At 61.9% G+C, this 13,248-nt stretch carries 10 protein-coding genes; 2 read left to right on the top strand and 8 right to left on the bottom strand.

The window, feature by feature from the left end; genetic code table 11:
* Positions 1-40: 40 nt before the first annotated feature.
* The gene (locus tag PXH66_RS10265; protein WP_330931500.1) at positions 41-595 is read right to left on the bottom strand and encodes a DUF4136 domain-containing protein; all 555 of its coding nucleotides are present in this window, start codon (positions 593-595) and stop codon (positions 41-43) included.
* Positions 596-1,010: 415 nt separating this feature from the next.
* On the opposite strand from PXH66_RS10265, the gene PXH66_RS10260 reads away from it, so the two are divergent.
* Together PXH66_RS10260 and PXH66_RS10255 are read left to right on the top strand one after the other, a co-directional pair.
* Positions 1,011-3,860: a response regulator gene (locus PXH66_RS10260; RefSeq protein ID WP_330931499.1), complete on the top strand. Its 2,850-nt coding sequence runs from the start codon at positions 1,011-1,013 to the stop codon at positions 3,858-3,860.
* A complete protein-coding gene (locus PXH66_RS10255; protein WP_330931498.1) occupies positions 3,850-5,370 on the top strand; it encodes a sigma-54-dependent transcriptional regulator in 1,521 nt (506 codons plus the stop codon). Before PXH66_RS10260 ends, PXH66_RS10255 begins: the two co-directional genes overlap by 11 nt.
* Before the next feature lie 487 nt (positions 5,371-5,857).
* On the opposite strand, the gene PXH66_RS10250 is transcribed toward PXH66_RS10255, so the two are convergent.
* From PXH66_RS10250 to PXH66_RS10220, 7 genes are all read right to left on the bottom strand, one after another.
* On the bottom strand, positions 5,858-6,682 hold the full coding sequence (locus tag PXH66_RS10250) for a hypothetical protein (RefSeq protein ID WP_330932348.1): 825 nt from the start codon (positions 6,680-6,682) through the stop codon (positions 5,858-5,860).
* A gap of 495 nt (positions 6,683-7,177) precedes the next feature.
* On the bottom strand, positions 7,178-7,828 hold the full coding sequence (eda, locus tag PXH66_RS10245; protein ID WP_330931496.1) for a bifunctional 4-hydroxy-2-oxoglutarate aldolase/2-dehydro-3-deoxy-phosphogluconate aldolase: 651 nt from the start codon (positions 7,826-7,828) through the stop codon (positions 7,178-7,180).
* Between the two features lie 18 nt (positions 7,829-7,846).
* Positions 7,847-8,944 (bottom strand): sugar kinase, encoded by a 1,098-nt coding sequence (locus PXH66_RS10240; protein ID WP_330931495.1) that lies wholly within the window; start codon positions 8,942-8,944, stop codon positions 7,847-7,849.
* A gap of 19 nt (positions 8,945-8,963) precedes the next feature.
* On the bottom strand, positions 8,964-9,737 hold the full coding sequence (locus PXH66_RS10235; RefSeq protein WP_330931494.1) for a 3-ketoacyl-ACP reductase: 774 nt from the start codon (positions 9,735-9,737) through the stop codon (positions 8,964-8,966).
* A 113-nt stretch (positions 9,738-9,850) separates the two neighbouring features.
* A complete protein-coding gene (locus PXH66_RS10230) occupies positions 9,851-10,990 on the bottom strand; it encodes a Gfo/Idh/MocA family protein (protein ID WP_330931493.1) in 1,140 nt (379 codons plus the stop codon).
* 41 nt (positions 10,991-11,031) lie between these two features.
* Complete coding sequence (locus tag PXH66_RS10225) at positions 11,032-11,865, bottom strand: sugar phosphate isomerase/epimerase family protein (RefSeq protein WP_330931492.1); 834 nt, start codon at positions 11,863-11,865, stop codon at positions 11,032-11,034.
* 5 nt (positions 11,866-11,870) lie between these two features.
* The gene (locus PXH66_RS10220) at positions 11,871-13,244 is read right to left on the bottom strand and encodes a glycosyl hydrolase (protein WP_330931491.1); all 1,374 of its coding nucleotides are present in this window, start codon (positions 13,242-13,244) and stop codon (positions 11,871-11,873) included.
* Positions 13,245-13,248 lie beyond the last annotated feature (4 nt).

Genomic DNA, 13,248 nt, shown 5'->3' with positions numbered 1-13,248 from the left:
AGGTCGGTGGGTGGAGGTGAGGTGGACGCGGGGATGGAAATCAACGCGGGATCTCGGCGACGATGGCGTTGATCGTGCGTTGGACCTTTTCGATGTCGGGCGCGCCGTTGACGTTGGCGGTGCGCCAGCCGCGCCAGACGATCTCCTTGGTTTTCCGGTCGGCGAGGTCGATGACGAGCGTGCCCTCGTCGGTGACTTCCACCGTTTGGTCCCAGCCGTAGGCCTGACCGAATCGACCGAAGTAGAACCCGTGGTCCTCCTGCACGTCCACGCGTTGGGTGATGCCGCCGTGGATGAGCACGATGAGGTCGGCGTCGGCCCGATCGACCTCAGTCAATCCGTGGTCGGTCAGCGCACCGGTGACGCTATTACGCACTTGGCGAATGAACATGGGAGTGATCTCCGGATGCAGAGCAACGGATTGGCCCGCGGGCACGTGAGGTTCGGCCAAGGCGAACGTGTGGTAGTCGGCCAGGCTGACCGAGAGGTCGCTTTCGGTCCGAACGGCGGTGGACGCGCAACCCGGCCCGAACAAGGCGGAGATGGCGGCCAGCGCGGTGACGACGAGGAGGCGAGGGTGTGATTTCGTGAACATGACGATGTTTGATTTTGATGGTTTGAGTTGTTTCCCGGCCGCTTGGTTGAGGCGGCTTTGGGATTGGCCTCGGTATTCGCACCGGCTGTGCCAACTCGATTTGAGGAGAACGCAAAAGACTCATAGGTAATGAGTTTAAAAATTAGTGCCTAGCCGGGAATCCTCTCGCGGGGACGGATTGCCGCGCCCGGCGCGGAATTCCGTGCCGAATGGGAGGCGAGATTATCGCGAAAAGATATATCTCGTTTTACACCAATGTATAAGGTAAGGTGGCCGGGAGTTGGCACGCCGCGTGTTATATCGTCATGATCATGGCTTTTCGTCTTCCCATTCTCATGTCTTGGCCTGCCCGCATTGGGGCGGGCGCGGGCCCTTCGCCGCTTGCTTGCGCGGGTAGCGCCACCGCTTTCCGCCGATGAACGCCGCCGACCCGTCCCTCGGATCTTCTGCCCCGGCACGATTGCGCCGTCTGGTGTTGGGGAGTGCGCTGGTTTTGCCTGGCCTGTGCATCTTCGCGGTCGTCGTCGCGATGTTGATGTGGACGTTGAGCCGCGGCGGCGGGGAATGGCGGGATGCGGAGCCGGACCTGACGTTTTTGATCGATGATCCGGCGGCACCCTTCGACGGGACCGCGGTGGTGGCGGGCGAACTCGATGCGCGCTTTCAGCCCTTAAGCGAATTCGGCGGGCGACTGCACGGCCGAGCTCACGGGGAATATTGGCTGCGCATCCGGCTGCGGCCGGAGGACCGCGGGCCGGACGGCTCGCTGTTAATTCAGTTTAATGAAGGTCGGAATATATGGACGCTGCGCGAGCTGACGTTGCACGACGCGGAGGGCACGGTCGTGGCACGCACGGGTTATGAAGTGCCGTTGGCGGAACGCAGCGGGCGGGGGTCGGGCTTCACGCTACTGGTCCCATCGAACGTCGCCGCGGTGGACGCGGTTTACCTGCACGCCCATACCCACCAGAAGTTTTTCCCGTCATTCTTCCTGTGGGGGGATGATGCCGCGGCGGTGCTCACCAATACCCGGCTGGACGGACTGTATTTCATCAACAGCGGGGTGATCATCACGTTGATCCTGGTGCACTGCGTGGTGTTCGCGGGACTGCGTCGGCGGTATCAATTCTACTTCCTGTTGTTTCTGGTCGCGACGCAGGTGCATGCTTCGATGTTGCACTACGCGCAGAGTGGCTGGTGGCCGTGGCTCAGTGAGGACGGCTTCTTCGAGTCGGCGGTCGCGGCGGTGTCGCTCGCTTATCTGGCGTTGATCTGGTTCAGCCGCCACTTTCTCGAGTTGCCGGAACGGATGCCGATGATGGACCGGTTGCTCAAGGCCACGGCGGTGCTGCACGTGCTGATCCTGCTGGTCGCTCGCATCACGCATGACGGTTTCGGCTGGAACGCCTTCGCCGCGTTCTGGATCGGCAAGAACGTGCTCACCAATGTGCTCCTGATCGTGGCGGCCTTTCTGGCGTGGCGCCGCGGGGTGCGACATGCGCGGCTCTTTCTGCCGGCCGTGGGCGTGTTCATCCTGTTCAATGCCTACCAACAGGGGGTGCGTTTTGGCGTCGTGCCCGGCGCGCCGTTTCCCATCGCGGCCCTGGATTTTTCCCACCTCTTCGCGGAGGTGCAGGCGTTTTTGTTGAGCTTCGCCATTGCCGATCAAGTGGCGGGCATCGTCCGGGCGCGTGACGCGGCCCGGCAGGAGTCGATCCGCCATCTGGAATCGCGGCGGGAGCTCGAAGCGCGGGCGACGGAAAACCTGGAGCGCGAGGTGGCCGTCAAGACCCGCGACCTGCAGTCGGAAGTGGAACGCACGCAGCGCGCGGAAATGGCCGCCGCTGAAGCGCTGGCGACGGCGGACCGCGCGAGTCGCGCGAAGAGCGCGTTTCTGGCGAGCATGAGCCATGAACTGCGCACGCCGCTCAACGCCATCATGGGTTATGCGCAAATCCTCGAACGCGCGTCGGATTCGGATGAACAAACCCGGCGGGCCGCGACCACGATTCGCCGCAGTGGGGACCACCTCCTGGCGCTCATTAACGACATCCTGGACATGTCGCGCATCGAAGCCGGCAAAATCGAAATCACGACCGGTGAATTCGGGCCGGCCGGAGTGATGAACCAAGTCGTCGATATGATGGGGCTCAAGGCTCGCGAGAAAGGCCTGCGGCTTGAGGTCGAGATCGGTGACGAACTCCACCGACCGGTGACCGGTGATGAACGGCACTGGCGCCAAGTTCTCGTGAACGTGGTGGGCAACGCCGTCAAATTTACGGATCAAGGTTTCGTGCGGGTCGCGGCAGGACGATCGACGGACGATGACGCGTGGGTGCGGGTGCGGATCGAGGACACCGGGCCCGGGGTGCCGGACGCGCTCAAGGAAGCCATCTTCGAGCCGTTTCGCCACGTGTCCCCCGGAGAACGGGTGCATGAGGGGACCGGACTGGGGCTGGCGATCAGTCGGAAACTCACCGGACTCATGGGCGGTCGCCTCAGTGTCGCGGATCGCGTCGGCGGGGGCAGCGTATTCCAAGTCGAACTGCCGTTGCCGGAAGCCGGGGGCAGCGCCGTCACCGATGCCCCGTTGTCATTGCCAACTGGATACGAAGGAGAACGTCGGCGCGTGCTGGTGGTCGATGACCACCGTGATAATCGCGAGATGGTCGCCCAGATGCTCACCGCCCTGGGGTTCCTCGTGGACCAGGCGGAAGATGGCGGGGAGGCTCTGCGCAAGTTGGGGGCGGAACCCTTCGATCTAGTGATCATCGACCTGGTCATGCCGGTGATGGACGGGTTCGAAGCGGTGCGCCGGATTCGACAGGAGGCGGCGTGGAATCACCTGAAGATTGTAGCCTCGTCCGCCAGTGTGTTTGAGGAAGATCGTAGTCAGAGTATCGCCGCGGGGTGCCATGACTTTCTGCCCAAACCGATCCGGGAGTCGGCGTTGGTGGCGGTGCTGGAGCGGCAGTTGGATCTCGTCTGGATCCGGGCGGACGCGCCGGATACGGGCTCAATCGCTCCGCGGTTGGCCGCCCGGTATGCAAGCGCCCCATGGGACGGGCTGCGCCTGGCGGCGGTCCGTGGCGAGATCGCGCGGATCCGAAGCGAATGGACTGCCCTGCGAAAAGCGCTGCCGGCGAGCGATGCGCTGGTTCGCGAAATGGATGCCGCGATCGACGGATTCGATCCGGATAGGGTGGTGGCGTTGATTGACCAGGCGGTGCCGGCGTTATCCTCTTCCTCGAGCCATGAATGCTGAACACGGATCCATCCTGGTGGTCGACGATACCCCGGCGAATGTCGCCGTGTTGTTCGATACCTTGGCCAACGCCGGTTTCGACGTTCGAGTGGCGCGCAATGGCGTGGCGGCTCTGCGGCAGATCGTGCACGAGGCACCTGACTTGGTGTTGCTCGATGTGATGATGCCGGAGCTCGATGGTTACGAAACCTGCCGTCGGCTGCGGGCGGTCGCATCGACGCGCCATTTGCCGGTGATTTTCATGACTGCGTTGTCGGATACGGCGGACAAGGTGAAGGGCTTCGAGGCGGGGGCCACGGACTTTGTGACCAAGCCGTTCCAAGCCGAGGAAGTGCTGGCCCGGGTAAAAACCCAGCTCGCGTTGCGCGCGTTGCAACAGGACCTTGAGCAAGAGGTGGCTTTCCGGCGGGCGGCGGAAACGAAACTCATGGAGGCGAACGCGGACCTTGAAAAACGGGTTGATGAACGCACCGCTGAATTGCGGACGGCGCTGGCGGATCTCGAAAAACTCAAGAACCGCCTGCAGAACGAAGTCGTTTATCTGCGGCAGGAAATTTCCACGTCGCACAACTTCGGCGAAATCGTCGGCCAGAGTCCGACGCTCGCGGAGACCATGACGCAGGTGGCGCAGGTGGCGCCTACTGATTCCACCGTGCTGGTCACCGGCGAGTCCGGCACGGGCAAGGAGTTGGTGGCCCGGGCGGTGCATCAGCACAGTCGGCGCAAAGCGTTTCCGTTGATCAAAGTGAACTGTGGAGCGATCGCGCCGAATCTGGTCGAGAGCGAGTTGTTCGGTCACGAAAAGGGCGCGTTCACGGGGGCGATGAAACAACGTCAGGGTCGATTCGAGCTGGCCCATCAAGGCACGCTGTTGCTGGACGAAGTCGGCGAACTGCCGGCGGAAACCCAGATCAAGTTACTGCGGGTTCTGCAGGAACGGGAGTTCGAACGCGTGGGCGGCTCGGAAACCATCCGGGTCGATGTTCGACTGATTGCGGCGACCAACCGCGACCTGCTAAAGGAAGTCGAAGCAGGCCGCTTCCGCCGTGATCTCTATTACCGGCTGAACGTGTTTCCGGTGGAGCTGCCCCCGCTGCGGGAACGCACCGGCGACATCGATCTGCTGGCGCATCACTTCGTGCAGTTGCACGCTCGGCGATTGGGCAAGCGATTGAAGCAGATCGAGGCCAATGCGTTGGAGGCGTTGCGGGCGTATCCCTGGCCGGGGAATATTCGTGAAATGCAGAACGTGCTGGAACGTGCGGCCATCGTGGCGCGGGGCGATACCCTGCGGGAATCCGATCTGGCGTTGCCGAGCGCTGAGGCGACGGGACCGATGCCGGACAGCCTGGATCAACTTGAAGTCATGGAGCGAGAGATCCTGCAGCGCGCGTTGCGTCGCTGCCGTTGGCAGGTGGGGGGGCGCGGTGGGGCCGCGGACCTCCTGAATCGCCCCGCCAGCACGATTCGCGATCGGATTAAGAAGCTGGGTCTCGAACGTCCTGTCTGAGGTCTCTGCCGGAGGATGCGGCGATGCCGGCAATCGAGATAGTGGTCGAGACTGGGAGCGGTTTTCGAACAGAGGGTTTGGATTCTCGAAGTCGCGAATCGGAGGGACGACTTCCACGTCGTCCGCTGGCCGCTTCCCAATCGAGGGGCTCAAGCTTTCCGGCTTTGAAATCCGCTTTCGTTGTATGCAACTCGGCTTCTGGCCACGAACAGCTTTCGGACGAGTTTTCATCGTCACCACACAACCTCGAGAATCCGCAGTTTCTCCTCGGCAGGTAAACTTCCGCAGTTCGGCGATGCCTACGGGAAATCGCGCAATGAACCGAGCTGAACCGCAACGAGGAGATTCCAAGACGATGCGGGAGCAAGCCCTAGTCCGGTGACCGCAGCCGTGAACCACTTACTCTCTGGTCACCAGATCGCGGTCGGATTGGAGCTGGAATCCCCAACCCCTCAAGGCCTTTTCTGGCCGAGGGAGAATTTTGGCCCTAAAGATTATTTGTGTAGCGGGCTTCTCTGCGGGCGGGGCGACGTTGCGCCATCACGGCCCCCAAGGCCAACATGCCGAAGACCGCGGCGGCGGAAGCGGGCTCGGGCACGGCCGAAACGTTGCGAAGCTGAAACGCGTTGAGGAAGGGAGTGTCCGTGCCGGTGAATGCTATGTCCATGGTCGATCCGATGGCGGTGAAGTATCCGACTCCATACTCACCCAGTGCGCCGACGGCGTCGCCCGTATTTGAATCGAGCACAAGTGCGTTGCCCGCGGTTGCTGTGGAGAAAAAGGAATCATTCTCACCGGAAACACTGTTCCACCATTGGAAAAGATATTGGTTGCCTGCCTCCAGACCGCTGACGGTAAGGGTGAGCGTAATAGTGTTATTGGCCCCCACAGTGCTCGAGAGTAACGACTGATAAGACGCTGACAAGTTGGCGAACTCTCCACTATCGGAATTGCCCAAGTCATTAAAAAATCTCAGAAAGCCCGGGTCTTCCATGAAGCTATAATTGCCTAGGGTGATGGAGGACGAATCGCCTCCAGGGAACTCGAACGAAGAAAATGTGACGCCGTTGACCGTGGTAGCTGGAACTCCTGAGCCACCCAAGTTGAAGGCGTCAACCAACGTGCCGGTGGTGAGCACATCGGTATCGCCGGTAATATTATGGGCGGTTTCCCAAGTGATGGTCGTTTGGGCTTGAGCGGATGCGCCCAGCAGGAGAGCGCCGAGAAGACCCACGCTGAATCGTTTTAGGGCCGATGGGAACGGGGCTGTGAGCGTGTGTTTTAGACTTTGAGGAAGTGGCTGAGGAATCATGACCGGCTATCGTTCAGGTTTGGCTATCGGTGGTGAAGACGTTGTTGAACTCCGAGGGAGTGTGGCTCCCTATGTGTTAAGAGCGTAATTTCGGGTCCGAAAACGTCATCGGCGCCAAACTTTTTCTAAACGAGCTCTCCAAGCCCAAATCGAGAGAGTAGAAAAGTAGCCGAAAAGGGTCGGGTTCAATGGGGCTGTTGCCCCAACGCCTATGCGGAACGGCCGGTGATGTAGGTTCAGACTAAAAGGGGAGCCGAGCCGTGCGGGCGGCCGACCCGCACGGCAACCTGGGAGGCACCATTCAAACGTTGAACGCCGATGGTGCAATCGCGCCGAAGCCGGCTTCGGCTTCGCCTCTTGCCGGTGCACAATGACTCGTAATCACGGGGTGCAACATACAAGACGCGGGGGGCGCGAAGTCTCGTCTCAAGATACATTGCCCTCTGCGAGCTCTGCGTCCTGGCGTCTCTGTGGAAAAAATTACGTCGCTGATTATCAGCCGCGGGCTTGGCGCACGATGGCCATGGCGTCGGCGGCTTGGGCCGTGATGGCGTCCCAATCTCCGGCGTCGATTTGGGCGGCGGTGGCGAGCCAGGAGCCGCCGACGGCGGCGACTGTTTTCACGGCGAGGTAGTCGGCGAGTTGGCCGGACTTGATGCCGCCGGTGGGCATGAACTTGACGCCGAGGTGGGCGTAGGGCGCGGACATCGCCTTGAGGTGAGGCACGCCGCCGGCACTTTCGGCCGGGAAGAATTTCAGCATGCGGCAGCCCATGGTCATGGCCGTTTCGATGTCGCTGGGCGTCATCACGCCGGGGGCGAAGGGCAGCCCAACTTCCAATGCCGCGGCGAGGGTGGTGCGGGAGGTTCCCGGAGCGACCGCGAAGGCGGCGCCAGCGGCGTGGACCTCGCGCACTTGCTCGGTGGTCAGGACCGTGCCGGCGCCGACGAGCATGTCGGGCACTTCGGTGGCGATGGCTTTGATGGCATCGAGTCCAGCGGCGGTGCGCAGGGTGAGTTCGATCACACCGACGCCACCCGCGAGCAACGCGCGAGCGAGCGGGACGGCTTGAGCGGCGTCATTGATGACCACGACCGGAACGACTCCGGCGGCGGACAGGCGAGTGCGAGTGGCTTCAGCGAACATGTTGAGTGTGACGGTTGATTACCGGACGACGCGGGCGCCGCCACCCGAGATTTGTTTCTCCACTTCCTTGCGGGTGGCCATGGAGGTGTCGCCGGCGGTGGTAGAGGCGAGGGCGCCGTGGGCGGCGCCGTATTCGACGGCCTTTTGGGCGTCGTTGAATTCCATGAAGCCGAACTGCACGCCGGAGGCGAAGCTGTCGCCGCCGCCGACGCGGTCGAGGATCTCAAGTTCGGGATACTTGCGGCTCTCGTGGAATTTACCGTCGTGCCAGAGGATGGCGCTCCAGTCGTTCTTGGTGGCGGTGATGACGCGGCGCAGGGTGGTGGCGGCGACCTTGAAGTTTGGATACGCGGCGACGGCGGTTTCGATCATGCGCTGGAAGGCGCCGGTTTCGATTTCGCTGATGTTCTCGTCGACGCCTTCGACTTCAAAGCCGAGGGAGGCGGTGAAGTCTTCCTCGTTGCCGATCATGACATCGACGTATTTGGCGATCTCGCGGTTGACCTCCTGGCAGCGGGCGTGGCCGCCGATGCTCTTCCACAGCGACGGGCGGTAGTTGAGATCGTAGGAAACGATGGTGCCGTATTTTTGGGCGGACTGCACGGCTTCGAGCACGACTTCGGGCGTGGTCTCGGAGAGCGCGGCGTAGATGCCGCCGGTGTGGAACCAGCGGGCACCGAGCTCGCCGAAGATGTGATCCCAATCGACGTCGCCGACTTTGAGTTGGGATACGGCGGTGTTGCCGCGATCGGGCACGCCGACCGCGCCGCGAATGCCGAAGCCGCGTTCGGTGAAGTTGAGGCCGTTGCGCACGCTGCGGCCGATGCCGTCGTCTTCACGCCATTGGATGAAGTCGGTGGCGACGCCGCCCTGCATGATGAAGTCCTCGATGAGATGGCCGACCTCGTTATCGACGAAGGCGGTGACGACGCCGGTTTTGTAGCCGAAGCATTTGCGCAGGCCGCGGGAGGTGTTGTATTCGCCGCCGCCTTCCCACGCTCGGAAGGAGCGGGTGGTGCGGATGCGACCCTCACCGGGGTCGAGACGCAGCATGACCTCGCCGAGCGAGATCTGATCAAATTGGCATTCGGAAGCAGGACGGATGTTCAATGACATGGCTATTAAGGGGGGGGCTTTAAAGACGGGGAATTGTCAGGCCGCCGTCAACCATGACGACTTGGCCGGTGCTGAAGGGGAAGTCCCCGCGAGCGAGCGCGGCGACGGATTTACCGATGTCGTCGGGGAAGCCCCAGCGCGGCTGCACGCAGAGCCCTTCGGCGATGAGTTTGTCGTATTTGTCGGTCACGCCGGAGGTCATGTCGGTCTTGATGACACCGGGGCGCACCTCGTAGACCGGGATGCCTTCGCCGCCCAAGCGGGTCGCGAAGAGCTGGGTGAGCATGCCGAAGCCGGCCTTGGCGATGCAGTATTCGCCGCGGTTGATGCTGACCACGGTGGCCGAGATCGACGTGATGTTAATGATGCCGCCGGAGAACGTGGCATCGGCCTGTTTGGCCGCGACCATGGCCTTGGCGAAGGCCTGCGTGAGGAAGAATACGCCCTTGAGGTTGGTATCGACTACGAAGTCGTAGCTCTCCTCGGACGTTTCCAGCAAGTCGGCGCGCACCTTGGGGGCGACACCGGCGTTGTTGACGAGCAGGTTGATGCATCCACCGGCGGCGGCCTGGGCGGCCGCGATGATGGCAGCGCGGCCGGTGGCGCTGCCGATGTCGCCGGGGGCGTAGGCGACTTGCACGCCGTGAGCGCGCAATTCATCGAGGGGACCGGAAACGGATTCGACCGGACGCATGCCGTTGATGACGAGGTTCCAGCCTTCCTGGGCGAGGGCGGTGGCGATGCCGAAGCCAATGCCGCGGGAACCACCGGTGACGAGTGCAGTTTTATTCATTTTATGGGCCCACTAAATCACACTAAACCACACGAAATATTTCGTTGGTCAGGCGTATCTACGGGATTGTTTTTAGTGTTTTTTCGTGTGATTTCGTGGGCTCCGATTCCGGTTTAGAGTTCGGGGATGTCGAGCCAGCGGCGCTCTTCCCAGGACTGGATACCGAGTTCGGCGAGTTGCACGCCCTTGGCGCCTTCCTTGAGGTTCCAGGGGAAGGGGGAGTCGGTGACGACGTGCTTGAGGAAGAGTTCCCACTGCACCTTGAACGCGTTGTCAAAAGGCTCCTTGGTGGGGACCTTGGTCCAGCCGTCCTTGTAGTTGATGGGGCTGTCCGTATCAGGACTCCAGATACAACGAGGCGTGGCGGCGAGGGCTTGGAATTTGCAATCCCGCAGGCCGGCGACGGCGGAGCCATGGGTGCCGTCAACCTGGAGGGTGAGGAGGTCGTCGCGATCCACGCGGACATCCCACGAGGAATTGAAGTGGCAGATGACGCCGTTCTTGAGCTCGAAGGTGGCGTAGGCCGAGTCGTCGGCGGTGCACTTGTAGGTTTTACCACTCTCGTCGACGCGCTCGGGAATGTGGGTGGCGCCGAGGCAGGTGAGCGACTTGATGTCACCGAAGAGGTTTTGGATCACATACTGCCAGTGGCAGATCATATCCACGATGATGCCTCCGTCGTCTTCCTTGCGGTAGTTCCACGAAGGGCGTTGCAGGGTGTCGTGTTCGCCGGTGAAGACCCAGTAGCCGAATTCGCCGCGCACGGAGAGGATTTTGCCGAAGAAGCCCGTGTCGATGAGGTGCTGCAGTTTCATCAAGCCGGGCAGCCAGAGTTTGTCCTGCACGACGCCGTTCTTGAGACCGGCGGCGGTGACTTCGTTGTAGAGCGCCATGGCTTCCTGCGAAGTGGTGGCGGTGGGTTTCTCGCAGTAGATGTGCTTGCCGGCGGCGATGGCCTTGCGCACGCCGTTGGGGCGTTGACCGGTGAGGGTGGAGTCGAAGTAGATGATGTTCTCGGGCTTGGCCAACTCGGCGTCGAGATCGGTCGAAACTTTGCTGACGCCGACGCGTTTGGCGAGGGCTTCGAGTTTTGCCTGATTGCGGCCGACGAGGACCGGGTCGGGCATGATGACCTCGCCGTCGGGCAACTTGATGCCGCCTTGGTCGATGATCGCCTTGATGGAGCGAATGAGGTGTTGGTTGGTGCCCATGCGTCCGGTGACGCCGTTCATGATGATGCCGATGGTTTTCATTTTATAAGTAAGAAGTTTGAGGGATGAATTGAGGTGAGGGGTTAAACGTGGTCGCGGTAGGCTTGAATGATTTGTTTGAGGTATTCGTCCTGATCCATGGCCCAGAGGCGGTGGGAGAAGACTTCGACTTCGTTGAAACCGGTGAAACCGGCGTCTTCGACCCAGCCGCGGATTTGGGGGATGTTGATGCAGCCTTCTCCCATGAGTCCGCGGTCGTTGAGGAAATCGATCGTGGGGGAGCGCCAGTCGCACACGTGGAACGAGAACAGTGCGCCAATTTCACCGCAGCGGGCGATCTCGGTTTGCAGATTCGGATCCCACCACAAGTGATAGACGTCGGCGGCCACCCCGACATGGGGTGACTTGAGTTGTTCGCACATGTCGTTGGCCTGACCGAGGGTGTTCACGGCGGAGCGGCTGTCGGCATACATGGGGTGAAGCGGCTCGATGCCGAGCTTCACGCCGGTGGCTTCACAATCGGGCAGCACGGCGGCAATGCCGTCTGCGATCTGTTTCCGGGAGTCTTCGAGGGATTGACCGGGGACCGCACCGCAAACCAGGACCACCAACGGCGCGCCGAGCTCGTGGGCTTCGGCGATGGCCCGTCGGTTGTCATCGATGGCGGTCTGACGGGCGGACGCGGTGGCACCAGGGAAAAATCCGCCGCGACAGGTGGAGACGATGGATAAGTCGTGGTCGCGCAGCATGCGTCCGGTGGCGGCGATGTCACGATCAGCGTAGGTGTCGCGCCAGACGGTGATGCCTTTGACGCCGGCGGCGGAGAACTTGGCGGCGGCGGTTTCCAGGTCCCACGATTTGGTCGTGATGGTGTGGATACAGAGCCGATCGAGATCGGTGAGAGGGGCGGCAGACATGGCGGTTAGGATTTGAGGCAGCCGAAGAACGTATACTCGGGTTGATCCTGGCGAAGGCGATCGACGTAGAGCGCGAGTTCGCGGAGGTGATAATCACCCCACATGCAGGCCTCGCCGCAGGGGATGGATTGGCCCTCGGGCGTGTAGTCCCAGTTGTTCGGGCGATGGTAAATGGAGTGGAGCAGGAGCCCTTGATGATCGGGCGCGATGCCGAGGTAGGTGTCGGTAAGCAGCGTGCGGAAGGAGGTGAGACCGGCCTGGATGTAACGGCGACCGTCGGCGGTGTCGGCGCCGAGGTAGCGACCGAGACGGATGAGCCCCTGCGCGCCGATGGCGGCGGCGGAACTGTCGATCGGCTCGTGGGCATTGAACGGTTCGGATTCGCGTTCGCGCCAATCGCCGAGATTGACGAGACCGGGAGCGCCGCCGTCCCAGTAAGGGATGCCGTCGGTAGGGGTGTTGGCGATGAACCAGTCGCAAGTGGCACGAGCGCCCTTGAGCATGAGTTCACGCCATTTGGCTTTACCACCGAAAGGCTCGAGCTCGGCATCGCTGAGGGTGTCGAGGAACTCCAATTGCTCGGGGAATCCGACCATGGCCCAGGCGAGCCCGCGGGTCCAGGTGGTGAAGCCGGAGTAACCCTGTTGGGAATTGGGGCAACGGAAGCGACCGTCGTTGGGGTTGAAAACCGATTCGTGAGCGGTGCGGCCCCACTCGTCGTAGCTGTCGCGACCCTCGCCGTAGAACACGGAGTAGCGGGCGGTGGCCTCGATGTGCTGGAGGGCGCGTTCGAGCAGGGAGTTGGACTCGTCGTTCTCGCCCATGAGGCTGTGACCCATGGCATGCGCGACCATGACGATCCGGCAGCTGCGAATGGTGTCGACGAAAAGCGAGTGTGGACCGTTGAAGGAGTAGATGTAGCCGCCGCCGTCGTGGGTGGGTGACCAGCGCGAGGCCTGCACGGCCCCGGAAATTTTCACGGCGAGTTCGCAGAAATCGATTTGGTCGGCCGGAAGTTTGCCTTCGCGCTGGAGGCGCAGCCAGTTGCCGTAAGTCGAGAGATTGTTAAATCCGTGGTCGTGCACGCCGATGTGCGAGACGTGCGAGGCCATGCGCTCGACGGTGAGCTTGCGGGCTTCATCGGCGAAACGCTGTTCGCCGGTGGCGTCGAATTGGAGGAAGGCCGAGCCGTAGTAAAAGCCTTCAGTCCATTCGGTCCAACCCCGGGTCGAATATTTGCCGGCCTGGGTGAAAACCGGTGATCCCTGAGCGAGATCATATTCACGGAGCATAAGGTCGATCTTGTCGCCGGAGAGCTGCCAAAAACGGGAAAGGGCCGGCGCGAGGTCGGCGAGGGTCAGGGATTCGTCAATACGCATGGGA

The organism is Synoicihabitans lomoniglobus (assembly GCF_029023725.1).
GTDB lineage: Bacteria > Verrucomicrobiota > Verrucomicrobiia > Opitutales > Opitutaceae > Actomonas > Actomonas lomonigloba.
This window is presented reverse-complemented; position numbering and strand designations above follow the sequence as displayed.

Bases quoted from the DNA above. Each gene is read 5' to 3' on its own strand.
- PXH66_RS10265 (WP_330931500.1), bottom strand. From the start codon at position 595: ATGTTCACGAAATCACACCCTCGCCTCCTCGTCGTCACCGCGCTGGCC.
- PXH66_RS10260 (WP_330931499.1), top strand. From the start codon at position 1,011: ATGAACGCCGCCGACCCGTCCCTCGGATCTTCTGCCCCGGCACGATTG.
- PXH66_RS10255 (WP_330931498.1), top strand. From the start codon at position 3,850: ATGAATGCTGAACACGGATCCATCCTGGTGGTCGACGATACCCCGGCG.
- PXH66_RS10250 (WP_330932348.1), bottom strand. From the start codon at position 6,682: ATGATTCCTCAGCCACTTCCTCAAAGTCTAAAACACACGCTCACAGCC.
- eda (WP_330931496.1), bottom strand. From the start codon at position 7,828: ATGTTCGCTGAAGCCACTCGCACTCGCCTGTCCGCCGCCGGAGTCGTT.
- PXH66_RS10240 (WP_330931495.1), bottom strand. From the start codon at position 8,944: ATGTCATTGAACATCCGTCCTGCTTCCGAATGCCAATTTGATCAGATC.
- PXH66_RS10235 (WP_330931494.1), bottom strand. From the start codon at position 9,737: ATGAATAAAACTGCACTCGTCACCGGTGGTTCCCGCGGCATTGGCTTC.
- PXH66_RS10230 (WP_330931493.1), bottom strand. From the start codon at position 10,990: ATGAAAACCATCGGCATCATCATGAACGGCGTCACCGGACGCATGGGC.
- PXH66_RS10225 (WP_330931492.1), bottom strand. From the start codon at position 11,865: ATGTCTGCCGCCCCTCTCACCGATCTCGATCGGCTCTGTATCCACACC.
- PXH66_RS10220 (WP_330931491.1), bottom strand. From the start codon at position 13,244: ATGCGTATTGACGAATCCCTGACCCTCGCCGACCTCGCGCCGGCCCTT.